This window comes from Pararhodospirillum photometricum DSM 122 (assembly GCF_000284415.1).
Lineage (GTDB): Bacteria > Pseudomonadota > Alphaproteobacteria > Rhodospirillales > Rhodospirillaceae > Pararhodospirillum > Pararhodospirillum photometricum.
Genome location: NC_017059.1, coordinates 404631 through 429296, shown reverse-complemented (window position 1 = coordinate 429296; position 24666 = coordinate 404631). Strand labels below are relative to the sequence as shown.

At 63.6% G+C, this 24666-nt stretch carries 22 protein-coding genes and 2 tRNA genes; 15 read left to right on the top strand and 9 right to left on the bottom strand.

Features of this window, described 5'->3' with window-relative positions; genetic code table 11:
• Positions 1–76: 76 nt before the first annotated feature.
• Both fliD and RSPPHO_RS17380 read right to left on the bottom strand, forming a co-directional pair.
• On the bottom strand, positions 77–1837 hold the full coding sequence (fliD, locus tag RSPPHO_RS01840) for a flagellar filament capping protein FliD (protein WP_081581619.1): 1761 nt from the start codon (positions 1835–1837) through the stop codon (positions 77–79).
• 99 nt (positions 1838–1936) lie between these two features.
• Positions 1937–3490, bottom strand: coding sequence for a flagellin N-terminal helical domain-containing protein (locus tag RSPPHO_RS17380; RefSeq protein WP_014413591.1), 1554 nt, complete (start codon positions 3488–3490; stop codon positions 1937–1939).
• A 261-nt stretch (positions 3491–3751) separates the two neighbouring features.
• On the opposite strand from RSPPHO_RS17380, the gene RSPPHO_RS01830 reads away from it, so the two are divergent.
• The 8 genes from RSPPHO_RS01830 (at position 3752) to queG (ending at position 11526) form a co-directional block, all read left to right on the top strand.
• Positions 3752–4450 carry a flagellar hook assembly protein FlgD gene (locus RSPPHO_RS01830; RefSeq protein ID WP_041793722.1) on the top strand — a complete coding sequence of 233 codons (699 nt, stop codon included), beginning with the start codon at positions 3752–3754 and terminating at the stop codon, positions 4448–4450.
• 17 nt (positions 4451–4467) lie between these two features.
• Complete coding sequence (gene flgE / locus RSPPHO_RS01825) at positions 4468–5790, top strand: flagellar hook protein FlgE (RefSeq protein WP_014413589.1); 1323 nt, start codon at positions 4468–4470, stop codon at positions 5788–5790.
• Between the two features lie 3 nt (positions 5791–5793).
• Complete coding sequence (locus RSPPHO_RS01820) at positions 5794–6078, top strand: hypothetical protein (RefSeq protein WP_014413588.1); 285 nt, start codon at positions 5794–5796, stop codon at positions 6076–6078.
• Positions 6079–6091: 13 nt separating this feature from the next.
• On the top strand, positions 6092–6511 hold the full coding sequence (locus RSPPHO_RS01815) for a hypothetical protein (protein ID WP_014413587.1): 420 nt from the start codon (positions 6092–6094) through the stop codon (positions 6509–6511).
• A gap of 160 nt (positions 6512–6671) precedes the next feature.
• Positions 6672–8351 (top strand): flagellar hook-associated protein FlgK, encoded by a 1680-nt coding sequence (locus RSPPHO_RS01810; RefSeq protein ID WP_014413586.1) that lies wholly within the window; start codon positions 6672–6674, stop codon positions 8349–8351.
• Positions 8352–8362: 11 nt separating this feature from the next.
• Entirely contained in the window at positions 8363–9247 is an 885-nt protein-coding gene (locus tag RSPPHO_RS01805; protein ID WP_014413585.1) for a flagellar hook-associated protein 3 FlgL, read from the top strand.
• Between the two features lie 139 nt (positions 9248–9386).
• A complete protein-coding gene (gene tgt / locus RSPPHO_RS01800; protein ID WP_014413584.1) occupies positions 9387–10514 on the top strand; it encodes a tRNA guanosine(34) transglycosylase Tgt in 1128 nt (375 codons plus the stop codon).
• Entirely contained in the window at positions 10501–11526 is a 1026-nt protein-coding gene (gene queG, locus RSPPHO_RS01795; RefSeq protein ID WP_041796320.1) for a tRNA epoxyqueuosine(34) reductase QueG, read from the top strand. Before tgt ends, queG begins: the two co-directional genes overlap by 14 nt.
• Positions 11527–11564: 38 nt before the next feature.
• On the opposite strand, the gene RSPPHO_RS01790 is transcribed toward queG, so the two are convergent.
• The 3 genes from RSPPHO_RS01790 to RSPPHO_RS19605 form a co-directional block, all read right to left on the bottom strand.
• Positions 11565–11641, bottom strand: a tRNA-Met gene (locus RSPPHO_RS01790).
• A 24-nt stretch (positions 11642–11665) separates the two neighbouring features.
• A tRNA-Met gene (locus RSPPHO_RS01785) sits at positions 11666–11742 on the bottom strand.
• Between the two features lie 142 nt (positions 11743–11884).
• Positions 11885–12055 carry an aminomethyltransferase beta-barrel domain-containing protein gene (locus tag RSPPHO_RS19605; protein ID WP_014413582.1) on the bottom strand — a complete coding sequence of 57 codons (171 nt, stop codon included), beginning with the start codon at positions 12053–12055 and terminating at the stop codon, positions 11885–11887.
• Positions 12056–12069: 14 nt separating this feature from the next.
• Between RSPPHO_RS19605 and RSPPHO_RS18305 the strand changes: the two genes are divergently transcribed.
• The 7 genes from RSPPHO_RS18305 (at position 12070) to RSPPHO_RS01755 (ending at position 16685) form a co-directional block, all read left to right on the top strand.
• Positions 12070–12213 (top strand): hypothetical protein, encoded by a 144-nt coding sequence (locus RSPPHO_RS18305; protein ID WP_197535624.1) that lies wholly within the window; start codon positions 12070–12072, stop codon positions 12211–12213.
• Between the two features lie 416 nt (positions 12214–12629).
• Complete coding sequence (gene nifB, locus RSPPHO_RS01780) at positions 12630–14132, top strand: nitrogenase cofactor biosynthesis protein NifB (RefSeq protein ID WP_014413581.1); 1503 nt, start codon at positions 12630–12632, stop codon at positions 14130–14132.
• A gap of 57 nt (positions 14133–14189) precedes the next feature.
• Positions 14190–14378 carry a 4Fe-4S binding protein gene (locus RSPPHO_RS01775; RefSeq protein WP_014413580.1) on the top strand — a complete coding sequence of 63 codons (189 nt, stop codon included), beginning with the start codon at positions 14190–14192 and terminating at the stop codon, positions 14376–14378.
• A gap of 139 nt (positions 14379–14517) precedes the next feature.
• On the top strand, positions 14518–15324 hold the full coding sequence (locus RSPPHO_RS01770) for a 4Fe4S-binding leucine-rich repeat protein (RefSeq protein ID WP_041796316.1): 807 nt from the start codon (positions 14518–14520) through the stop codon (positions 15322–15324).
• On the top strand, positions 15311–15613 hold the full coding sequence (locus RSPPHO_RS01765; RefSeq protein ID WP_339325406.1) for a nitrogen fixation protein NifZ: 303 nt from the start codon (positions 15311–15313) through the stop codon (positions 15611–15613). The genes RSPPHO_RS01770 and RSPPHO_RS01765 overlap by 14 nt, the downstream gene beginning before the upstream one ends.
• A complete protein-coding gene (nifT, locus tag RSPPHO_RS01760; RefSeq protein WP_014413577.1) occupies positions 15610–15825 on the top strand; it encodes a putative nitrogen fixation protein NifT in 216 nt (71 codons plus the stop codon). Before RSPPHO_RS01765 ends, nifT begins: the two co-directional genes overlap by 4 nt.
• A gap of 2 nt (positions 15826–15827) precedes the next feature.
• Entirely contained in the window at positions 15828–16685 is an 858-nt protein-coding gene (locus RSPPHO_RS01755) for an SIR2 family NAD-dependent protein deacylase (RefSeq protein WP_014413576.1), read from the top strand.
• Positions 16686–16739: 54 nt separating this feature from the next.
• On the opposite strand, the gene RSPPHO_RS01750 is transcribed toward RSPPHO_RS01755, so the two are convergent.
• The 4 genes from RSPPHO_RS01750 to alaS form a co-directional block, all read right to left on the bottom strand.
• Positions 16740–18425, bottom strand: coding sequence for a methyl-accepting chemotaxis protein (locus tag RSPPHO_RS01750; RefSeq protein WP_014413575.1), 1686 nt, complete (start codon positions 18423–18425; stop codon positions 16740–16742).
• A 306-nt stretch (positions 18426–18731) separates the two neighbouring features.
• A complete protein-coding gene (locus tag RSPPHO_RS21410) occupies positions 18732–20417 on the bottom strand; it encodes a methyl-accepting chemotaxis protein (protein WP_041793716.1) in 1686 nt (561 codons plus the stop codon).
• 282 nt (positions 20418–20699) lie between these two features.
• The gene (gene cbiB / locus RSPPHO_RS01740; RefSeq protein ID WP_041793715.1) at positions 20700–21707 is read right to left on the bottom strand and encodes an adenosylcobinamide-phosphate synthase CbiB; all 1008 of its coding nucleotides are present in this window, start codon (positions 21705–21707) and stop codon (positions 20700–20702) included.
• A 243-nt stretch (positions 21708–21950) separates the two neighbouring features.
• On the bottom strand, positions 21951–24593 hold the full coding sequence (gene alaS / locus RSPPHO_RS01735; RefSeq protein ID WP_041796314.1) for an alanine--tRNA ligase: 2643 nt from the start codon (positions 24591–24593) through the stop codon (positions 21951–21953).
• Positions 24594–24666: the final 73 nt, after the last annotated feature.

The following is a 24666-nucleotide window of genomic DNA, read 5'->3' as shown; positions in this document are numbered from 1 at the left end:
ATGCTCTTCCCTTCTTGGATGATCAGCACACCAGCCTTTTCAGGCCTCGGCAGAAAAAGGGACCGATCGGCTCGTCTTAACTGTCGTCATCACTGAAGAACAACGCCTCCAGATACTGCAACTTGACGTCGGCCTCGGCAATTTTCTTTTCCAGCCTTGCATAATAGTTGATCAGCGTACTTTCATACTTCGTCGAGTCGGTAGCAACCTTATCACGCTTTTCTTGCTTTTCATCAATCTGGTCCGACAGATTGGAAATCGTCTCCGTGAGAATGCCGTCGCTCGCATTCGTGTACGTATCAAACCCACTCAACAGATTATCAGCGAAACCATTCGTAATGGTAAACGTGTTGGTCTCGGTGTTCTTGGTATCGTCATAGGCAATGTACAAACCGTAAAGGCTCGATGACTTCGGGGCATAGAGGGTCGAGCCATTGACCGTCAAATCCACCCCCGCCGCATCCAGCCCTGGGCCAAACAGCTTTGCCGAGGTGATCGAGGTCCCATTCGAAACGACACTGACGGTATAGGTTCCCTGGGCCATACCTTCGGCACGATAGGGAACACGGACGTCGGTTGACGAGGTGTCCACCTGCGTTTCAAAGAAATTCTGGATGAGGTCGATTTTTTGAAGCAACGCCTCGTTCAGCGTCGTCTCGTCAATGACCAGCTTATTGTTTTCATCCATTGACAAACCGATACCGCCATTCGTCCCATTGCCGAACAACGTAAACTTTTTGCCATCTTCATCGATAATACTATGAGTCAACAGCGATGACAGCACGCCTTTCACGCCCTTCAGCACGCTATCGCCAAAAAGCACCGCGTCTTCCGCGGCCCCGATACCGGCCGTGAATTGCTGGTTGGTAATAATGAAGTCGCGCAGAGCGTTATAGGCCTCGACAAAATCCTCAATGTCGCCCTTCACCTGCGACAGATCTTGGCCGACTTCCACATTAATCGTGTTCAGATTACCTCCGGCAAAGGTGCCGCCCGTTTCCGAGTACAAGGTGAAGGAAACCCCTGGCATCACATTGCTAATGGTATTCGAGGAACTTTCGACCTTGATGCCATCCACGTAAACAATAGCGTTCTGCGCTGTTTGCAGAACATTGGCCGCCTTAAAGGTGGTCCCATCTCCGTTGGTGATGCCAAGACCATCCAGGGTATTGCCTGACACATCGGTCGTCACGATGGACTTACCTGTCTCGGTGGTCGAAAGCACCAACCTCTGATGGGTATCGTCCACCTTCACCAACGTGGCCACCACGCCGGTGGAACTGCTCTTCGCATTGATGGCCGAGGCGAGATCGGAGATCGTCATCGTGGCCGACACGGTGATTTCTTCTTGCGTTCCCCCGGACACTCCAATTTTGAAGGAGCCCGCATACCCCAGGGCCGCGGAAGAGGTCTGACCGTCCGATTGCACCTTGTGCGACTTCGCCAGTTGCTCAACGCCCACGGAATAAATACCGAGAGAGGCCGACGACGTAGCGGTCGCCGACATAAAATTAGCCGGCGTAGAGACATCTGAAGAGGTTAAATAGGCAGCGCGCGAGTCAAAGGAAGACGTTGTTGACGAACTCGCCATATCCTTGATGGCCGTTGACACGGACGTCATCAAAGTATTCAACTGAGTATAGGCATCTGACTTGTTCGTCAGAACTTTCATTTGGTCATCGAGGCGATATGCTTTTTGCATTTTCGCCTCGACAGCCGCTTTGATCAGGGCCGTGGTATCCAGTCCAGAAAGTCCAGAAACATACGTGGAGCCGGAAGACCCGGTGACCACACTCGATGTCGAGGACACCGACGATAAGGACGAAACGGATGACATGGCCCTGCTCCTTGATGATGCCGTGGAGTACTCCCTAAGCCGCGGCAAGAAGAGGGGAGGCGGCCGAAGCCGCCTCGCCCATCCTGTCGCAAAACGCCCTTAGTTGAAGAGCTTCTCCAACTGCTGCGGCATCTGGTTCGCAGCCGACAGAGCCGCGATGGCCGCGTTGGTCAGGACCTTCGCCGACGACAGATTGGCCTGCTCTTCGGCTACGTCGGCATCGGTAATCGCCGACTGAGCCGCGTCCAGGTTTTCCTTGCTGATCGCCAAGGTGTCGCTGCGATAGTCGAAGCGCGACATCTGGGCGCCCAGTTCGGCGCGAGCATTGGCCACTTCCGTAACGGCGGCGTCGATGACGTCCAGAGCCGCCGTCGCGTTCGCCACGGAATCGACCGACGTGCCCGAGATGGCCGTGCCGGCGGTGGAGCCCAGGCTGGTCGTGCGGACGTCGGCCAGCTGGATGCTGATCACGTCGTTGCCCGACACACCCACCATGAAGTCCAGGGTCTTGGCGTCGAAGGTATCGCCGCTGCCGTCCTTGTCGAAGAACTCGGCGCCCCCGAAGGAGGTGATGCCCGAGGCGTTGGTATCGACGGCGACGTACAGGGCACCGGCCGTATCAATGTCGATATCGACATGGTACTTGCCACTGGTGGGCACCACGTCGTCTTCCGCAAAGCCCGCCGCGATCATGGCGGCGTTGATGTCGGCCTGCAGATCGGTCGGGCTGGACGTCGTGGTGTCAGCGAAGTTGTAAGCGTTGGAGACCGTCGCCGTCACCACCTTGCCATTGACGGTGAACGACAGCTGATCGCCAGCCGTCAGCACCGAGTTGTCGCCCAGGCCCGCAACGACGCCGTCGAAGGTCTGCATGGCGGAGCCGGCGGTGGAGAAGTCGGTATGCGCGCCGGCGACGGTGGCGGAGGTGCCGTCCTGATCGGTGAACACGGCGCCAGTCGAGGTCAGCAGGTCATTCATCGAGGTGTCGGTCAGGGTCACGTTGCCCGTGCCGACTTCCAAGGTCACCTTGAGGGCGCCCGCGGTATAGCCCGCCTGCTTCAGAGCGGTGTCAAAGTCGCCCTGAACGCTCTGATAGCCATTGGACAGCGTGGCGGTCAGAGTCTTGCCGTCGTAGGTGAAGGCGATGGTGTCACCGGTGGTCATGGCGCTGCCGATACCGGCATAGGTCATGGTCGCCGTGCCAGCCAGCTCGGCCTCAACGCTGGAGCCAGCATAGGTGCCGTCAAGCAAGGTGGTGCCATTGAACTCGGTGTTGGTCGCGATGTCCCCGAGTTCGTTGATAAGCTTTTGATATTCCAGATTGATGTTGCTGCGTTCGGATTCCACGGCGCCGGAGATCGAGGAGGTCGCCAGGACCTTCATGCGCTCCAGAATGTCGCCAACCTGGGAGAGGGCGCCATCGGCCGTTTCCAACAGAGCCGTCGCATGCGACGCGTTGGTCTGCGCCTGGCCGAGAACCGAAACGTCATTCTTCAGCTTCATCGACACCGCCAGACCGGCCGCATCGTCGGCAGCGCTCGTGATCTTCGAACCGCTGGCGATGCGGTTCAGCGCGGAGGTCTGGTTGGAGGAGTTGATGTTCAGGTAGCGCAGGGCCGAGTTGGCCGAGGTGTTCGTCGTAATGACGGGCATAATACGAGTCCTTTCTCATCCCTTCGTGGCGCGCTTCTCGCACCGCTGTTGAGCCGGCCTGGACGCTGCCTGGACGCTGCTGTCCCGCGCCGATCAACAATGGAACGGCCCAGCGTCGGATTTCCTGGCGCGTCCGACGCAAATTTTTTTTTGGTTTGCGCTGCGCCAGTATCGAAGTGTTTGACGCGTTTTTTGGGCAGACGTCAGGCGGCCCCACCCCGAGGCTGCTCCTGGGGACACCGGCCGGGAAAGGCATCTGACATGAGCACCGCCTCGACTTCCTCCACCACCAGCGCCTCGACCTACAACGGCCTGTCCACCCAGACGGCGTCCTCGGTCACCGAGTTGGGCGACAACTATGACATGTTCATCAAGCTCCTAACGGCCCAGCTCAAAAATCAAAACCCGCTTGACCCGACCGATACCGACCAGCTCACCCAGCAGATGGTTAGCTTCAGTGAGGTCGAACAATCCATTCTGACCAACCAATACCTCGAAAATCTTGTGCTTTCCACAAGCAACGAGTCCTCGCAGGTCGCCTTGTCTTTCTTGGGCAAGCAAGTAACTTACGATGCGTCGTCACAAGAGTATAATGGCTCGTCCCTCTCTTGGGGCATGGAAATTCCCGAGGATTCGACGTCGGTGTCCTTTGAGGTTCAGAACGAGGATGGTCTAACGGTTTACAAAGCGACCGAGGATGACCTGGATTCTGGGAACCATACCTTCACCTGGGATGGCTCAACGACGGCGGGCGGCAGCCCGGTCGAAGGGACGAAATACAAACTCGTGGTGGTTTCCACCGACGCCAGCGGCGACACCAGCAAGGTGACGCTGCAATCGACCAGCATCGCAAGCCAAGTCGATTGGTCCACCGGCACGCCCCAGCTTGTTTTGAAAAATGGCGCCACCGTCGCGCTTTCCACGATCATTACGGCTCGCGCCGTTGACACTGACGCCTGACGCCAGGGAGTTAAATCATGGGTAGTCTCAGCAGTTCGATGTACACGGCGGTGTCCGCCTTGCGGTCCCAGTCGTCGGCCGTGTCTACGATCTCGAACAACCTTGCCAACAGCGAAACGGTGGGGTTCAAGACCACCGATGCCAATTTCAAGACGCTGGTCACCGGAACGAGTTCACAGCTCAATTTCACCGGGGCGGGCGTGATCGCTAACCCGTCGCAGAACATTTCCCAGCAAGGCGTACTGGTGGGCACCGAGAATGAAACCGACTTGGCCATCGACGGCTCGGGCTTTTTCATTGTGGCGCGGGATTCGGGCAGCAGTGATTTCGCCTACACGCGTGTTGGCAACTTTTCGACCGATGCCAACGGGTTCTTGGTGAACGACAATGGCTTTTATCTCCAGGGCTATCCCACCAATCGCGATGGCAAGGTGACCATCCCCAAGACCAAGTACAATCTTGAGGCGGTCAACATCAACTCGTCCAACCTCGCACCAGTGCCGACCTCCAAGGTGACCGTGGAAGCCAACCTGCCCTCGGACGCTATTGATGGTGCTTCGGTGCAGTCCAATGTCGAAATTTTCGACAGCCAGGGCAACGCCCACACCATGCTGTTCACCTATACCAAGTCCACAAGCGCTGACAACACGTGGAACGTGGTGGCTACCTTGGCCGACGAAGGCAATCCGGCGGCACAGCCGGGCACGATCACCGATGCGACGTGGCAAGTAACCTTCGACGGCGACGGCTACCTGACCAGCGTCACCAAAAACGGCACCACGATTGATTCGACGAGCCCGACCGGGACCTCCACCAACAGCCTTGATCCGATCGGGATCACCTGGAACAACGGCACGACGGCCAGCTCCATCACCTACGTCACGGGCGAAATCGGCTCGGCGAACATCCTCAGCCAATACGCCTCCACCGATGGCTCGGCGGACATCTCAATCGACAAAATCACCCAAGACGGCGTGAAGCCGGGCGCGTTCTATAGCGCCTCGGTGTCCGAGACCGGGTTGGTTTATGTCAACTACGACAACGGCGTGTCCAAGCCGATCTACCAGATCATGCTGGCGACCTTCACCAACCCCGACGGGTTGGAGGCGGCGTCGGGCAACGTCTACACCCCCACCACCTTGTCGGGGGCCGAGACCCTGAACACGCCGGGGTCGGCGGCAACGGGAAGCCTGTCCTCTGGCGCCCTGGAAAGCTCCAACACCGATACCGCCACCGAGTTCAGCAAGCTGATCACCTCGCAGCAGGCCTACAGCGCGGCGACGCAAATTCTGGAGGCGGCCCAGGACATGTTCCAAGACCTCATCCAGGCGAAGAAGTAAGCCATGGCCCGGCGCTCCTCCACCGCTCTGGCCGACCCGGCTCTTGCCCAAGCGCTCGAGACGGCCCTGGACCAGATGGTCCGGGCCGAACGACTGGCCGAGGCCGTGGGGCCCGGCTCCGACGAGCGGGCCCGGGTTTTGGCGATGGCGGCTTTGGTGGACGCCCGGCAGGAGTTGGCACGGCTAAAGGGCGAGGTGGGGGACAAACTGGCGCAGGTTCGGCGCACCCGCTCGCCCATGTCGGCCTACGCCAACGCGGCCGCGCTGCGGTTGTCCCGGAAGCGATGAGAGGAGGCTGGTCATGTCCGTCCTTGCCCCGCACGGTGCGGTTCTCGCCTTGCTTGACGCGTATCAGGCGGTTTTGGCTCGGCTCCTGGCCTTGGCGGAATGGGAACGTGACTGGCTGGCCACCACGCCCGGACCGTTGCCGCTGGATCGGGTGCACGAGCGCGAGGCGCTGGCCCAGGAGTATGCCCGGCTGACCGAGGCGGTGGTGCCGCATCTTCTGGCCCTGCATGCCGCCGGTCACTTAGACGCCCAGGCCCTGGAAGAGCGCACCCGAACTCTGGTATCGTTGATGAAAGACAACCAAAACAGGCTGCATGCTCGCCAGGGCGTCACCCATCGCCGGGTGACGCTGGTGATGCAGGCCATCGCCGCGCACGAGCACGAGGCCGCACCGCTCTCCGAGCGACCGGCGCGGCGGGAGGCGCGACCCTGAGGGTCTTTAGAGGCCGGGCGTCGTTGACCGGCGTTGACGTGTTTTTCTCGGGTCAGAAGACCCAACCCCCTTCCGCCGTTCCAGGAAGGGTCAGATCGGATGGTCGCGGAAGACAGGGGACTGTCCGGGGCCGGCAACGGGGAAGCCAGGAGGCGGGACCATGTCCATATCAACGATGATCCACACCGCGCGCACGGGGCTACTGACAACACAAACCCAAATCGCGGTCACGACCAACAACCTGACCAATGCCAAAACCGAAGGCTATACCGTCAAGACGGTTTCGACCGCGACCCTGATGGCGCAGGGGCGTGGGGCGGGCGTCACGGTGGTGGGCATTGGCAACACGATCAACGAGGCGCTGTCTGCCAAGATCCGCAAGGCGACCTCGGCGACCGCGGCCGAGGAAACCAAGGCGAATTACCTGCAAACGGTGCTGACCTCGCTGGGGACGACCAAGGACGGCTCGGCCCTGGAAAGCAGCATGACCGCCTTGATGGACGCCATCAACACGGCGGTCTACGACGGGGCCGGGGCCGACGCCTTGCTCTCCACGACGGAATCCCTGGAGACCTGGACCACAACCTTGCGCGATTCCTCCAACGCGGTGCGCGCGGCCAGCAATTCGGCCGATGATGCGATCGGCGAGAGCATTGAGCAGATTAACGACATTCTCCAGAACCTGGACAAGCTCAACGACAAGATCACCCTGACCACGGCTTCGGGGAAGTCGGCCGCGGACCTGATCGACACCCAGCGCACGTTGCTGAAAGATCTGAGCGCCTTGGTGGATATCACCGCGTTCTCGACCAACACCGGCGAGATCCGGGTTTACGCCTCCAACGGCCAGCAATTGCTGACCAGTTCCGCCATGACCTTGGAATACACGACCGGCGGTACCAACACCTCGATCACGCTCAATGGGAAAGATATCACCAGCAACCTCAAGGGAGGCACGCTGGGCAGCTTGATTTCGTTGCGCCAGGAGACCTTGCCTGACATCCAGGCGGGCCTGGATAATCTGGCCACGACGCTGGCCGATACGATCAATGCCAAGGCCAGCTTGGCGTCGGCCTCGCCGCCGCCGTCCACCCTGACCTCGGCCAACACGATTGCCTCGGCTGGTCTTCCGGGAACGGGCACGATCACGTTCATGACCGTGTCGCAAAGCGGCACCACCGAGGGCAACGTCTTGACCAGCGTGTCGGTGAATCTTTCCACCATCACCTCGGCGGCCGACCTCAACACCGCGTTGGCCGGCTCCAACATCACGGCGACCGAGGATGCCACCACGGGCCACTTGGTATTGAGCGCCTCGTCCGGGGGCGTGGTGTTGAGCGGTGACGGCACGGTGGGCACCAAGGGCTTTGCCCATGCCCTGGGGATCAATACCTTGGTGTCGGGCACCAACGCCGCCGACATGAAGGTCTTGGTGGACGAAACGACCTTCCCGACGGCCTTGCCGGCTTCGACCACCGTGGGCGAAAAGACGTTGATTACCGGGGACACCTCGGGTTTGCAAAAAATCTGGGGCGCCCTTGACGACGACATCAGTTTTTCGGCGGCAGGGACCTTGCCGGCGGCGAGCAAGTCGGCCGTTGGCCGCATTGCGGCGTTGCTTGATGATCTGGCGGACCGGACCGAGGCGACCCAGGAAGCAGCCTCTCTTTCGGCCGCGACCCGCGATTCCCTGGCGACCACCTTTGACAATGCCTATGGGGTGAACACCGAGGAAGAGCAGACCAAGCTGGTCAGCCTGGAGCAGTCCTACAAAGCTATTGCCCAGATCATGACGACAGCCCAAGATATGTTCGATAGTCTTTTGAGCATGATGAAGTAAGGGAGGGKACCATGCGTGTTTCAACGAACTCGATGAACTCTGTTCTGCTGGCCCAAACCCTTAACGTTCAGTCTGACTATGCCAAAGCGCTGAATCAGCAGTCCTCGGAGCTGAAAAGCGAGAGTTTGGCGGGGCTGTCGGGACAGGCGGGGGCGGTGGTCAGCTTGCAAAGTGACCTGAAGGCCTCGGAAAACTTGGCAACCAAGGCCAAAAAGGCCTCGTCGATGGTCGAGATTGCCTACTCTTCCATCACCTCCATTGCCGAGATCGTGTCCAAGGCCAAGGTGGAGATTACCGCGGCGATTTCCGGCACTGTCTCCGATGTCTCCAATCTGGTCAGGGATGCCGATAACTGGCTGGTGGACGTGCAGACCCTTCTCAACGTCACCATGGGCGGCTACTCGGTGTTTGGAGGCAGCGGCGGCCAGAGCAAACCGGTTGACATGAGCCTGGGCGGCGCGACCGGCAGCGCCTACTACCAGGGCTCGGGAACCGACTGGGCCCTGATGGTGGACGGGTCCACCCCCTTGACCTATGGCGTGCGGGCCGACGCCACAGCGTTTCAAACGACGATTACCGCCTTGCGCAGCCTGTCGAGCATGACCTCGACACCGGACACGGAAACCTTGCAGAATATTTTTGATACCTTTGACAGCGCGTTGACCCAGTTGGGCAAACTGCAAGAAACCCTGTCCGATCAGAGCGACAGCCTGGACTCGGTGATTGACGCCCAGACCGACTTTCAGCTCTATGCCGAAAGCGCCCTGGACAGCGTGCGCGCGGTCGATGTGGCCGAGGCGACCGCCAATGCGTCGCAGATCGAGGTCATTCTCAAAGCATCCTATGCCGCTTTGTCGAAGGTCACCAATTTGTCCCTGACCGACTATCTGCGCTGACGCCGCCAAAGGGCAGGCTGGGGAGGCGGGGCGGCCTCCCCAGACCCCTCCCGCGCTGGGGCACATCACCGTCGCGAACGGGGGTGTTCCGGTGTAGCTTGAGGGCTGGTCCCCGCTGGGGGAGCTTTCGCGGAGTTGTTTGCGCATGTTTTCGTTTACCGTGGCTGCCACCGATGGGGCGGCGCGTTTGGGGCGGCTGGAAACAGCCCATGGGCCGGTTGAGACCCCGGTGTTCATGCCGGTGGGCACGGCCGGCACGGTCAAGGCCATGACGCCCGAGGCGGTGGCCTCGACGGGCGCCCGTATCGTGTTGGGCAACACCTATCATTTGATGCTCCGGCCCACGGCCGAACGCGTGGCGCGCTTAGGCGGCCTGCACCGGTTCATGGGCTGGGACGGGCCGATCCTGACCGACTCGGGCGGCTATCAGGTGATGAGTCTGGCCAAGCTGCGTACCCTCACCGAAGAGGGCGTGACCTTCCAGTCGCACATCGACGGCAGCCGCCATTTGCTCACCCCCGAACGCTCGATGGAGATCCAGGACCTTCTGGACGCCACCATCACCATGGCCTTTGACGAATGCCCACCGTTTCCGGCCGAGAAGGCGGACGTGGCCCAGAGCATGCGCCGCTCCATGCGCTGGGCCGAGCGCTCGCGCCGGGCGTTTCGCGAGCGGCCGGGCTATGCCTTGTTCGGCATCAACCAAGGCGGGATCCACCCCGACCTGCGCGAGGAAAGCGCGGCGGCGTTGAAGGAGATCGGCTTTGAGGGGTATGCGGTGGGCGGCTTGGCGGTGGGCGAACCGTTTGAGGCGATGCTGGCCGCGCTTGACGGCACGGTGCCCCATCTGCCGGCCGACCGCCCTCGCTATCTGATGGGCGTGGGCCGCCCCGAGGACATTGTGGCAGCGGTGGCGCGGGGCATTGATATGTTCGATTGCGTGATGCCGACCCGCTCGGGACGCACCGGCAAGGCCTTTACCCGCCGGGGCGATCTCAACATGCGCAATGCCCGGCACCGCGACGACCCGCGCCCGCTTGACGAGGCCTGTGGCTGTCCGGCCTGCCGGCGCTTCAGCCGGGCCTATCTGCACCACCTGATCCACGCCGAGGAAATCCTGGGGGCCATGCTGCTGACGTGGCATAACATCCAGGTTTATCAAGATCTGATGGCGGATCTGCGAACGGCCATCGGGGCTGGCCGGCTTTCGGCGTGTCTCGACGACTTCCATGCCACGCGGGCGCTGGGGGATCTTGAGCCCGTCTGAGGCCATCCGCGCGCGGGCCTTGGCGCTGGGGTTTTCCGCCGTCGCCCTCACCCGCGCGACCCTGGCGCCCGGCGTGCGCGAGGATTTGCTGGCCTATTTGGCCGAGGGGCGGCACGGCCCGATGGCCTGGATGGCCGAAACGGCGGAGCGACGGGGCGACCCCCGGGTCCTTTGGCCCGAGGCGGTGTCCGTGGTGACGCTGGGCTTGTCTTACGCCCCGGCCCGCGATCCCCGACACGATGCCCCCTCCCCCTCGCACGCCTCTCTCAGCGTCCACGCCCGCCACCGCGACTACCACGATGTGGCCAAGGGACGGGCCAAGTTGCTGGCGCAGTGGATGGGGGCCAAACTGGGCGGGGCGGTGAAAGTGTTTGTCGATACGGCGCCGGTCATGGAGAAGCCCTTGGCTCGGGCGGCGGGGCTGGGGTGGGTGGGCAAGAACACGGTGTTGATTCATCCGGTGCACGGCACGTGGCTGGTCCTGGCCGAGGTGTTCACCACCCTTGCCCTGGACCCGGATCCCCCGATGGCCGATCGCTGCGGTACCTGTCGGCGCTGCCTGGACGCCTGCCCCACGGGAGCCCTGACGGCGCCGGGACGCATGGATGCAAGGCGGTGTCTGGCCTGCCTGACCCTGGAAACCCCGGGCCCGCTGCCCGAGGCGCTGCGACCAGCGCTGGGCAACCGGATTTATGGCTGCGATGCCTGCTTGGTGGTGTGTCCCTGGAACCGCTTTGCCCCGCCCACGACAGAACCGGCCCTCACCGCCCGGCCCGACCTGTGTGCCCCACCGCTGGCCGCCCTTTTGGCCCTGGATGACGCCGGGTTTCGCGCTTTTTTCCGGGGCTCGGGGATGCGCCGTCTCGGGCATGCGCGGTTTTTGCGCAATGTCCTGATGGCGGCGGGCAACAGCGCTGATCCGGGGTTGCGCCCGGCGGTGGCCGCTTTGGCCGACCACCCCGACGCCCTGGTGCGCGACGCGGCGGCCTGGGCGCTGGCCCGGCTGGGCTGACAGCAAAAACCCCGCTGGCCGGGCCAACGGGGTTTGTTTGGTAGCGGAGGAGGGATTCGAACCCCCGACACGCGGATTATGATTCCGCTGCTCTAACCTGCTGAGCTACTCCGCCAGAAGGGCGTGACACGAACAAAAATGGTAGCGGAGGAGGGATTCGAACCCCCGACACGCGGATTATGATTCCGCTGCTCTAACCTGCTGAGCTACTCCGCCGCCGCGAGAGCCGTGTGTTTAGAGAAGAAGCGGCCCTGCGTCAACAAAAATATGAGAGGGGTCTGGGGAGGCCGCGCCTCCCCTGCCTTTCAGGAAAAAGACAAGGCTGGGGAGGCGCGGCCTCCCCAGACCCCTCGTTTCCTTAAGGGGAGGAGGGGGAGGGCCGGATCCAGCCGCCGCCCAGCAGGCGGGTCGCCTCGGTCTCCAGGCCGTAGAACACGGCGGCCTGTCCCGGGGCGACGCCGTAGACCGGTTCCGCCACGCTCACCCAAGCGGTGGCGGGGGACGGCCCGGGGGTGACACGGGCCGCCACCGGGGGGGGCGGCGTTGCGGATCTTGACGCGCACGGGCAGGCCCTCGGCGGGCAGCGTCGGGTTGCAGCGTCGGCCGCCGCGTCCCGCCGTGCCGGTGGTGGCGACCGAGGCCGAGGCCCGGGTTTTGGCTCGCCCGGGCTGGGGGCGCGACCGGTAAAAAACCGGGGTCCCGCACTTGTCGCCATCCCGACAATTGTGCGACACCCGACAGGGCGGTGGGGGGCGGGGCGGGAGGTGGTGGGATAAAAAAACAAAAAAATGCGGGGCTCTGCCCCCGCGCCCCGCAAGGAACCAAGTCCCTTGACCCTATTCCCTTAGAGAAAAAATGACCGCTATCAAAAAACATTTGGAGAAATGGTGGGGAATTTTTTGCTATTTTATTCGGGGCAATTAATAAATTTGCTTAGATCATCGTGGAAATGAATCCATAAAAAAAGGGGAGGTCTGGAGGCGTTAGCCTCCAGGCGGGGTTCGGGGCGGCAGCCCCGACGTCTTCCCGCACTTGGCACCCCCCTTGCATACTCTCCAGCACGACAGCCCCGCCGGTGCGGGGCGTCTGGCAGGGAGGACACAATGGGATCGCGACAGGTCATAGCCTTGGACTGCATTGCGGGTCTGTCCTCCACCCAGCCGACCACCGACAAGACCGGCGGGTGTGCAAGCGGCTCCTGCGGGGCCTCGGCCGGACCCGCCGACGTGCCGGCCGATGTCTGGAACAAGATCAAGGACCACCCCTGCTATTCGGAAGAGGCACACCACTTCTTCGCCCGCATGCACGTTGCCGTCGCTCCGGCCTGCAACATCCAGTGTAACTACTGTAACCGCAAGTTCGACTGTGCCAACGAAAGCCGCCCCGGCGTGGTCTCCGAGCGCCTGAGCCCCGAAGAGGCGGTGCGCAAGGTGGTCGCGGTGGCTAACGCCGTGCCCCAGCTCTCGGTCCTGGGCATCGCTGGCCCCGGCGACTCCCTGGCCGACTGGCGCAAGACCTTCGAGACCTTCGAGCGGGTCAACGCGGTGCTGCCCGACCTCAAGTTCTGTCTTTCGACCAACGGCCTCGCCCTGCCCGACCATCTGGACGCCTTGTCGCGCCTCAACATCGACCACGTCACCATCACCTTGAACGCGGTCGATCCCGACATCGGCGCCGGGCTCTATGCCTGGGTGGCGTTCCGGGGCAAGCGCTACACCGGCCGCGACGCCGCCGCCCTTTTGCTGGAGCGGCAGCTTGAAGGCCTTGAAGGATTGGTGTCACGCGGTATCCTGGTCAAGATCAACTCGGTGATGGTGCCGGGGATCAACGACGAGCACCTCCCCGAGGTCAACCGCGTGGTGCGCGAGAAGGGCGGTTTTCTCCACAACATCATGCCCCTAATCAGCGACCCGGCCCACGGCACGGCCTTTGGCCTGTCCGGCCAGCGCGGCCCGACCCCGGCCGAGGTCAAGGCCCTGCAAGACCGCCTGGGCGGCGGCGCAGGACTCATGAAGCACTGCCGGCAGTGCCGCGCCGATGCCGTCGGCCTGCTGGGCGAGGACCGGGGGCAAGAATTTACCATGGACAAGGTTCCTGAGACACTCCACGTCGAGACCACGCGCCGCGAGGACTACCGCGCCTTCGTCGAGCAGGAGCGCGCCGATCGCCGCGCCGCCGTCGAACAAGCTGCGGCCGACCTCGCCCAGGCCGAGCCCGATGTCCCGGCCTGTCTGGTCGCCGTAACCACCCGGGGCGGCGGGCGCATCAATGCCCACTTTGGTAAGGTCACCGAGTTCCAGATCTACGAGGTCGATGCCGCCGGGGTGCGCTTTGTTGGCCTGCGGCGCCTGCCCGACCGCTATTGCCTGGGCGGCTTCAGCCGCGAGGGCGCCATGCCCGAGATCCTGGCCGCCCTCGACGGTGTCCAGGCGGTTCTGACCGCCAAGATTGGCGATGGTCCCCGCCGCCGTCTGGAAGAGGCCGGCCTCGTGATCAGCGAGGCCGAGGCCCTGGACTATATCGAACCCGCCATCGGCCGCTGGTATGCCGGCTGGCACGGCGGGCTCGCCGCCCCCGCGGGCGGGGTGCGACAGGCGACGGCGTGAGGGCGTCGCTTTTCCAGCGGGCCCCAGCACGAGCCCGTCTCAAAAAGGAGCAGACTGATGGCTTTGAAGATCAATACCAATTCCTGCACGAGCTGCGGCGCGTGCGAGTTCGAGTGCCCCAACGGCGCCATCAGCATGAAGGGTGACGCTTATGTGATCAAGGCAGCGCTGTGCTCCGAGTGCGACGGGGAGTCGCCTCAGAAATGCGTGGCGGTCTGCCCGGCCGACGCCTGCGTCCCGGTCTGAGCCGGAACGCGGGGGCCCGGGACCGGTTGGCGCTTGGGGGAGACCGGCCGGTCCCGGTGCAATTGACGACAAGACCAAACAAGAGGTCAACAGCAGGGTCCATCGGAGGGGGCCCACCAGGGAGGGGGAAATGCAGTCGATGGCCGACGATGACCCCGACCAACGCCGGGACTGGCGCGGGGAGTGCGTGGACTGCGAGGCCTGTCCCCACCGGGACCGCCTAAGCACGAAGCGGTGTGATCCCCGGGCCGCTTGCGTCCAGGATCGGCGGGCCGTGCTGGTGCAGGCCTTCTTTGCCCGCAACCCGGACCTTTCCGATGACTACCTCTCGCACCCTTGGTTTCTTGTCCGGGTGCAGGCGGTGCGCCGGGCCACGGTGTTCCGCCTGCCCCCCTTGCTCACCGATCCCGACCCCGACGTGCGCTGGGCCATCACCCAACGCCTGCCACGCGCCCAAGTTCTCAAGCTGCGCGATGATCCCGATCCTCGGGTGCGCATTGGCGTCGCCGGTCGCTTGCAAGATGGCGACCTTGTGCCCTTGATGAACGATACCGACCCGGCGGTGCGTGCCACCGTGGCCCGACGCATCACGCCTGGTATGCTGGTGCTCATGGTCCACGACGCCGACCCCGAGGTCCGCCGCGTGGTGGCCCGACGCATCGGCAATGACTGGTTGCGGACCATGATTTGGGACGAGTGCCCCGAGGTGCGTCTCGACGTGGCCCAGCGCCTGGATCCCGAGCAACTGGCGCCGCTGGCCCGCGATCCCGACGTGCGCGTGCGCCACACCGTGGCCGAGCGCATTGATCTTCCCCACCTTGATCTGCTGGAGGACGACCCCGACGACCTGATCCGCGAAACCGCCCGCGCCCGCCGACCCCATGGCCTGAAGCCTCCGCCCGGCGCCGCGATCCTCTCCCCCTTCGTTCGGACTGATCCCCCATGATGACCGATGCCCCCCCGCCGCCACCTGGACCGACGAGTATGAACTCGACGACGACCCCGAATTCGATTACGGCATGAAGGTGCGCTCGAAGAAATATATTAAAAACGACGGAACCTTCCCCGGCGCCGAAGTTGGCGAAATCCTTATTAAAAAAGGAGAGGTCGGCTATATCCGATCCATTGGAACTTTCTTGAACCGTTATTATATTTATGGCGTGGACTTTATTGACAGTGGGCGCCTCGTCGGGATGCGCCTGAAAGAACTGGAACTCGTGGAGGACAAGGCATGAAGATTACCATCCGCAAAAAAGGCGACGCCTTCGAGGCCTATGTGCCGAAAAAGGACCTGGAGGAAAAAGTCGTCGCCATGGAACACCCCACCTTGTGGGGCGGATGGATCCGTCTTGCCAACGGCTGGACCTTCCAGATGCCCGACAATGACCCCGAGACCCCCCTGCCCATCACCGTGGATGCCCGCAAAACCTCGGGCGGGGAGGACTGAGCATGACCCTTCCCCCGGCTGCGGATCTTGGAGCGCACGCTGCCTTTTGGGCCCAGGCAATTCGGGCCGGGCGGGCGATCCCCTATCTGGGGCCGGGGGTGCTGGCGCCCCTGATCCCCACCACACCGGTCGCCCTGGCGGCCGCGCTCAACGCCAAGGTCCCGGTCCCGGGCCGCATTCGCGCTAACCTGTGGTCCTCGGCCCAGTTTATTGAAACGCGCCGCCATCGCGTCACTCTTGATCGGGCGTTGGCCCAGATTTTTGCCCCGGAGCTTCCCCTCAGCCCCCTGGCCCAATGGCTGGCCGGACTGCCGGCCGTGCCGCTGCTCGTCGATGCGTGGTATGAGACCTCGCTGTCGCGCGCCTTGGCGGCGGCGGGGCGCACCGACTGGGGACAGGTTCAAGGCGCCAATCGCCAAGCGGTGGGGGCCGAGGACTTCTTCGCCAGCGTCAGCGCCGACGGCACCCGGGTCCCGGATGCCCAGGCGCAGACCTGGGCCACCGTCTTGTACAAGCCCTACGGCTCGATGTGGCCCTTAGGCAACGTGCTGGTCAGTGACAGCGATTATGTCGAAGCCTTGACCGAGATCGACATCCAGACGCCCATCCCGCCGGTCGTGCAGGAGCGCCGTTGCGGGCGCGGGTTCTTGTTCCTGGGCTGTCGCTTCGACGATCAGATGAGCCGCACCTATGCCCGCCAGATCATGAAGCGCTCTGCCGGGCCGCACGCTGCCGTGCTGGCCGACCCGTTGACGCGCAACGAGGAGCGCTTTTTGGAAGAGCAGGAGATCGTCCGCCTGGAGGGCGAGACGGAGGGGTTTGTCGGCCAGTTGATCGGCGCCGACACGCCGACCGCTTGATAGCAAGAGAAGGCTAGGGAGGCGGGGCCTCCCCAGACCCCACCGTTCCTGGGGTTAGCCTTCGCGTAGGCGAACTAGAAAGTCGCTGACCCGCAGGCGCAGATCTCCCACCTTGTGCGCCAAGATCGAGGCGGCGGCGCCCACGTCACGGGCCGACATCCCAGTCATGTCGGCCGCCTGATGGACGCCATCGGCATTCTCACTGACCTGGGAGGCGCCGAGGGAGGCCTGCTGGATAGCCCGCGAAATTTCGTGGGTCGCGGCGCCTTGTTCCTCAATGGCGGCGGCGATGGTGGCTGAGATCTCGTTCACCTGGGTAATGGAGCGGGTAATCTGCTCAATCGCCGTGACACTGGCCGTGGTTCGCGCTTGAACATCGTTGATCTGCCGAGCAATTTCCTCGGTGGCCCGGCTGGTTTGGTTGGCCAGGGTCTTGACCTCGCCGGCCACGACGGCAAAGCCCTTGCCGGCATCGCCGGCCCGCGCCGCCTCTATAGTGGCGTTGAGCGCCAGCAGGTTGGTCTGGCTGGCGACATCGGTAATAAGGGTGACGACTTGGCCGATGCGCTCGGCGGCCTCCGAGAGGGCCCGCACGGACTCGTTGGTAACCCGTGCCAAGTCCACCGCCTCCCCGACCACCGAGGTGGAGCGGGTGACTTGCGAGGAGATCTCGCCGATGGAGGCGCTCATTTCCTCGGCGGCGCTCGCCACCGACTGGACATTGCCGTTGGTATCACGCAACGACCGGCTGACCTCGACCGAGCGCTCCAGGGACACGCGGGCGGTATCGCCCATGGCCCGGGCGGTCTGGTCGAGTTCTTCAGCGGCAACGGCCAGACCGTTAAGGATTTCGCCAACCTGGGCTTCAAACGCCTCGGCGAGGGCAACGCGGGCCTGACGCCGCTCCTCCACGAGACGATGGTCGGCGGCCCGGGCGTCTTCCTCCAGCCGGCGGGAGGTGCGGGCGGTGTCGCGAAACACCGCCAAAGCCTGGGCCATGGCGCCGATTTCATCGCCCCGCTCGCTGCCGGTCACGGAAACATTCAGATCCCCCTCGGACAAGCGCACCATGGCGGCTTTGATCGCGGCGAGGGGCTTGGTGACGCCGCGCATGACGGAGACGGCGACGCCCGACGCCAGGGCCAAAATCAGGCCAGCGGCGAGGCCCAGGGTCAGGACCTGACGCAAAAACAAGGCATCCACATCGTCCATATAGACGCCGGTGCCCACCAGCCAGTCCCAGGGCTGGAAGCGCGCGGCAAAGGCCAGCTTGGGGGCTGGCTTTTCCTGGCCGGCGTGGGGCCAGTGATAGGATAAAAAGGGATCCTCTCCCTTGAGAGTCGCCTCGTTTAATTGGCGAATAAAATAAACGCCGTTTACGTCCTTGAGACCGGAAACATCCTTGCCTTCCAGCTTAAGGGCGCCCCGATTGACGATCACGGTATTGTGACGATCGGTCACGAAAATGTAGTTGTTGTCGCCGAAACTGAGGGAACGGATCAGGGTTCGGGCTTCTTCCTGGGCCTGGGCCAAGGAAACCTCGCCCCGGGAAACACGCGCCTGCACCCCCTCCAACAAGCTGATCGCCGAGGCGACATGCTCCTGCAAGAGCGTCCGCCGCTCCTCCATCATGGTCGAGCGCTGCATCACCAGCGCTGTTCCGGCAATAGCCAGCAGCCCCAAGGTCATGACCACAACGGGCAAACTGATGCGGACCCCGAGAGGGAGCGTGGCTTTCATCGGTGTTTCCTCGCCCTTTAAAACAAGATCAATCTATTACCCCTCATCATACAAGATCCTTTCTCCCGATACAAACACCACGCTCTCTTCGTGATCACCGAAAAACTACCTGCCTGTTAAAAAGGCATTAGTCGAAACTTTCGGCGAGGAAGCCGTCGTCAATACCTGAATCAACCGCAAGGATACTGCGGCAATACACCGCTTTTTAGTGGCATATAGCCGCTTTAAAGAGAAATCGCTCCCGAAATAATAACAAGCCCGCGAAACCTGGGGAGCCCCCCTCCCCAGCCCTTCTTGCGCTCCCGATTACTCGTCGCGCAATCGGTCTAAGAACAGCGCCACCCGCTCGCGCAGATCGCTCGCCTTGTGGGCCAGAAGGCCGGCGGCGGCCCGCACGTCCTTCGCCGAGCTGCCGGTCACATCGGCGGCGGCGTGCACGCCTTCCGCGCTCTGGGACACCTGGGCCGTTCCCAGCGACGCCTGCTGAATAGAGCGGGAAATCTCTTGGGTCGCCGCGTCCTGCTCCTCAATAGCCGCGGCAATCGACGCGGAAATCTCGTTGACGTGCCCAATGGATTGAACAATGCGCGCAATCGCCCCGGCACTTTGGCTGGTCCGGGCCTGAACGTCACTGATCTGGCGGGCGATTTCCTCCGTGGCCTTGCTGGTTTGATTGGCCAGGGTCTTGACCTCGCCTGCTACCACGGCAAATCCCTTGCCCGCCTCGCCGGCCCGCGCGGCCTCGATGGTGGCGTTGAGGGCCAGCAGGTTGGTCTGGCTCGCAACATCGGTGATCAGCGTCACGACTTGGCCGATGCGCTCCGCCGCCTCCGAGAGGGCGCGCATGCTGTCGTTGGTGGTGCGCGCCAGATCCACCGCCTCGCCGACCACGGCGGTTGAGCGGTTGACCTGCCCCGAGATCTCGCGCACCGAGGCCGACATCTCCTCGGCGGCACTGGCGACGGATTGGACGTTGGACGTGGTGTCGCGCAGGGCGTGACTGACCTCGGCGGTCCGATCCAAGGACACCCGGGCGGTATCGCTCATCGCCTGGGCGGTGCGATCGAGTTCCTCGGCGGCCACCGCGAGCCCGGCCAGGATCTCGCCAACCTGGGCCTCGAAGGAGTCCGCCAGGGCGACGCGCTCGCGCCGCTGGTCTTCAAGACGCCGCTGCTCGGCGCCCCGGGCTTCGTCCTCCAAGCGCCGGGAGGTCTGGGCGGTATCGCGAAAAACCTCCAGAGCGCGGGCCATGTCCCCCAAGGCATCGCCTCGGGTGGTCCCGCTCACCGCAACCGCTAGATCGCCTTGCGACAAGCGCATCATGGCCTCGCGCATGCCTCTGAGCGGCAAGGACACGGCGCGCAGCCCGGCCCACGACAAGCCGCCAGCCACGGCCAGCAAGACCCCAAACAAAGCGAGCAAAGACGTCGCCTGATCCATGAAAAGATCATTCACATCGTCCATGTACACACCCGTGCCGACCACCCACCCCCAGGCCGGAAAATCCTTGACATACGCCAGCTTGGGCACCGGTTTGTCCTGGCCGGCGTGCGGCCAAAGATAGTCAATGTACCCCCCCTCGGGATGGCGGCTCCGCTCCACCATGGCCTGGACCCAATAAAATCCCTTGGCATCCTTGATATCCCAGAGGGTTTTACCTTCCGTCTTAAGGGCCCCCCGATTGATCAAGACCGTGCCCTTGGTATCCAGGACAAAAACATAGTTGTTCTCGCCAAACGCAACGGACCGTACCAACGCGGTGGCTTCTCGCTGGGCAGTCTCAGCGCTTATCTCGCCGCGCCCCACTCGTTGTTGGAAAAACTCCAACTGGCTGATGGCCGCCGCAACGTGCTCCTGCACCAAGGCCCGGCGTTCGCGCATCATCGTTTCGTGCTGCACCACAAGGGCGGCCCCGGCGAGAACCATCAGCCCGACCCCCATCACCAAAACCGGCAACACCAGCCGAAGCCCCAACGGTATCGACCCTTTCATCGGCGTCCTCCCTCCTTTTTTGTCTATTCGAGCGAGATGCTTTTCTATTATACCGCGTTTTTGGAGGGGTAACACGTCCCTTTTGTCTCAATTCTCTTTTAGAAGGCGATCCTTCTCCAAGAAAAGTGCATAAAGAAACCCTCTCCGACGCGGTCTCGAGCCCTGGTGAACAAGGTACGAAACCAACGAAGAGATGGATGCGTTGCATTTTAAAAGAAAGGCTGGGGAGGCTTGCCTCCCCAGACCCCTCCTTCCTCATGAAAAAGGAAAAGGGGTCCGAAGCTAGAACAGCGCCAGCACCAGCACAAATCCCGCTTGCACCAAGCAGGCGCGGCGGTAGACGACGAGCGCGCGACGGATATCGCGGGCGCTGGCGGTGGTGCGGCCCTCGCCAATCCAAGGCTCTTCACGCGGCGGCTGACCGGGATACTGGCGCGGTCCCGAGAGGCGAAGGCCCAGCACACCGGCCATGGTGGCCTCGGGCCAGCCGGCATTGGGCGAGCGGTGGCGTCCGTGGTCGCGTCCCATGACGCGCAGCCCGGCCCGCGCCGAAACGCCGCGCCCCCCCAGGGCCCCCAAGGCCAGCAACGGCCCCGACAGACGGGCCGGCAGGAAGTTGGCCACGTCGTCCAGCCGGGCCCCGGCCCAGCCAAAGGCCCGGTAGGTCGCGGTGCGATAGCCGATCATGCTGTCCAGGGTGCTGATCATCTTGAAGGCCAACAGCCCGGGCAGGCCGAACAGCACATACCAGAAGACCGGCGCAACCACGCCATCACAAAAGTTTTCGGCCAAGCTCTCGATGGCGGCTCGGGCCACTCCGGCGTCGTCAAGACTGGCCGGATCACGCCCAACCAGCAGGGAAACGGCGCGCCGCCCCTCGGCCAGCCCCTGGGTTTCCAGGGCGTGGGCCACGGCGGCCACATGATCATGGAGGCTTTTTTGGGCAAGCAGGACCGCCACCAGCCCCAACTCCAGCATCCAGCCCAGGGGCACAAACACCGAGACGGCCTGAAGGGCGATCCCTAGCGCAACGCACGCCCCCACCAAAACCACGACGGTAAAGATGCCTCGCCCCCGCCGCGCCGCTTCCGAGCGATCGGGCCGGTTGAGCCGGCGATCGAACACGGCAATGGCTTCGCCCATGACCACCACCGGATGGGGGATCAGACGAAACAAGGGGCCCATCTCACCCAGATAGGCATCAAGCCCCAGGGCCAGGACCAGCAAGAACAGGGGATCGATCCCGGCGTGGGACAGAAGCCCCCCAGAGGTGGCGAAGAGACTGAACATGGCCGCGATCCTGCCCCGCCCGTCTTGCCAGAGCAAGAGGGGATCGTCGTCCGCCTGCCCCAAGGAATGGAGGGGTCTGGGGAGGCCCGCCTCCCCAGCCTTCCCTTTTTCTTCCCCCGATTGCCCCAGCCCCCACACCCGCCGTATGATCCGCCAATGATCAATCCGCCGCCCCCCCGCACACCCGACGCCGCCGCGCCGTGAGGGGTCTGGGGAGGCCAGCCTCCCCAGCCTTCCTTTCTTTTATCCCAGCGCCGCCTCAATCGCCGCCAAAGCGTCCTGAGCCTTATCAGCCTCGGGACCGCCCGCCTGAGCCATGTCCGGCCGGCCGCCGCCGCCCTTGCCACCGACCACGGCGGCGCCCGCCTTGACCAGTGCCACGGCATCAGCCCGGCCTTCCAAGTCCTTGGTCACGCCGACCACGAGCGACACCTTGCCGTCGGCCACCGAAAGCAGGGCCACCACCGCCGAACCGGCCTGGGTCTTCAACTCATCGACCATGCCCTTCAGGTCCTTGCCCGGCACGCCCTCAAGCACCCGGCCAATGAAGGGCACGCCGTTGACCACCTTGGGCCCCTCGGAGGCGCCGCCCCCGGTCGCCAGCTTGCGCCGGGTATCGGCCAACTCGCGTTCCAGCTTGCGCCGGTCGTCCAGCAGGGCCTGGACGCGGGCCGGGACATCGGTCGGTCCCACGCGCAACAGCCCCGACACCTCGGCCAGCAACCGCTCGCGTTCGGCCACCCAAGCCAAGGCGGCGGCGCCGGTCACCGCTTCAATGCGGCGCACGCCCGAGGCCACGGCGCTTTCGGTGACGATCTTGAACAAGCCGATATCGCCGGTGCGCGACACATGGGTGCCGCCGCACAGCTCAACCGAGAAGGCCCGCGGGGCACCGTCGGGCGTGGTGCCCATCGAGACCACGCGCACTTCCTCGCCATACTTTTCGCCGAACAGGGCCATGGCACCGGCCGCCATGGCGGCCTCGGGATCCATCAGGCGGGTGATGACAGGGGCGTTGGCGCGGATCTCGCGGTTGACCTCGGCTTCTACCACGGCCACGTCGTCGTCGGACAACGGCGTGGGGTGGCTGATGTCAAAGCGCAGCCGCTCGTCCGAGACCATCGAGCCCTTCTGGGTCACATGCTCGCCCAGGCGGCGGCGCAAGGCCTCGTGCAACAGGTGGGTGGCCGAGTGGTGGCCGCGCACGGCATTGCGCCGCTCGACATCCACTTCAAAGCGCGCCGTCTGGCCCACGGCCACCGGTCCCTCGATCACTTGGCCCAAGTGAACATGCAGCGCGCCCACCTTCTTCAAGGTGTCGCGAACCACAACGGCGCCGCCGCCCGGCACGCGGATCAGGCCGGTATCGCCAACCTGACCGCCGGACTCGCCATAGAAGGGGGTCTGGTTGGCGACCAGGGCGACCTCGACCCCGGGCTGGGCCGTCTCGACCACGGCGCCATCGACGATGAGCGCGGCAATCATGCCCTCGGCGCTGGTGCCGGTGTAGCCCAGGAACTCGGTGGCGCCGATCCGCTCGCGCACGTCAAACCACACCGCTTCGGTGGCCTGCTCGCCCGAGCCGGTCCACGACTTGCGGGCCTCGGCCTTCTGGCGCTCCATGGCGGTCGAGAAGCCCTCGACATCCACGCCAATGCCCCGGGCGCGCAAGGCATCTTGGGTGAGATCAAGCGGGAAGCCATAGGTATCGTACAGGCGAAACGCCACGTCGCCCGACAGGCAATCGCCCTCGGCCAGGGCGCCGGTTTCGTCGGCCAGCAGCTTGAGGCCGCGATCGAGCATGCGCTTGAAGCGGGTTTCCTCCAGGCGCAAGGTTTCGGTCATCAGGGCCTGGGCGCGGTCCAGTTCGGCGAACTGATCGCCCATGGCCCGCACCAGGGCCGGGACGAGCCGCCACATCAAGGGCTCGGTGCAGCCCATCAGGTGGGCGTGACGCATGGCGCGGCGCATGATCCGGCGCAGCACGTAGCCTCGGCCCTCGTTAGCCGGCAACACGCCATCGGCAATCAGGAAGCACGAGGCGCGCAGGTGGTCGGCGATCACGCGGTGCGAGACCTTGGCCGGGCCGTCGGGATCGGTGCCGGCGGCGTGGGCCACGGCTTCGATCAACCCGCGCATCAGGTCGATGTCATAGTTGTCGTGCTTGCCCTGGAGCACGGCGGCAATGCGCTCCAGGCCCATGCCGGTGTCCACCGAGGGGCGGGGCAGATCAATGCGATCGCCGGGGCCGCGCTGCTCGAACTGCATGAACACGAGATTCCAGATCTCGATAAAGCGGTCGCCATCGGCCTCGGGGCTGCCCGGCGGGCCGCCCGGAATGTGATCGCCGTGGTCGAAAAAGATTTCCGAGCAGGGGCCGCAGGGGCCGGTGTCGCCCATGGACCAGAAATTGTCGCTGGTCGGGATGCGCAAGATGCGGGAATCGGAAAAGCCGCTGATCTTGCGCCACAGCGCCGCCGCTTCCTCGTCGCTGGAGTGCACGGTAACCAGCAGGCGGTCCTTGGGCAGGCCATAGTCGCGGGTGATCAGGGTCCAGGCATACTCGATGGCCTGTTCCTTGAAGTAATCCCCAAACGAAAAGTTGCCGAGCATCTCAAAAAAGGTGTGATGCCGCGCGGTATAGCCCACGTTATCCAGGTCGTTGTGCTTGCCGCCGGCCCGCACGCATTTTTGCGAGGTGGTGGCCCGGGAATAGGGGCGTGTTTCGCTGCCGGTGAAGACGTTCTTGAACTGCACCATGCCAGCGTTGGTGAACATCAAGGTCGGATCGTTCAGCGGCACAAGAGGGCTGCTGGCAACCTCCTGGTGACCATTGCGAACGAAAAATTCCAGGAAAGTCCGACGGATTTCCGACGTGGTGCTCATGGTGGGTCCATCCAGAATCGCGATCACGCACGCCGAACCCTCGCGCGAGAAGGTCCGGTCACGACCTTGGTGT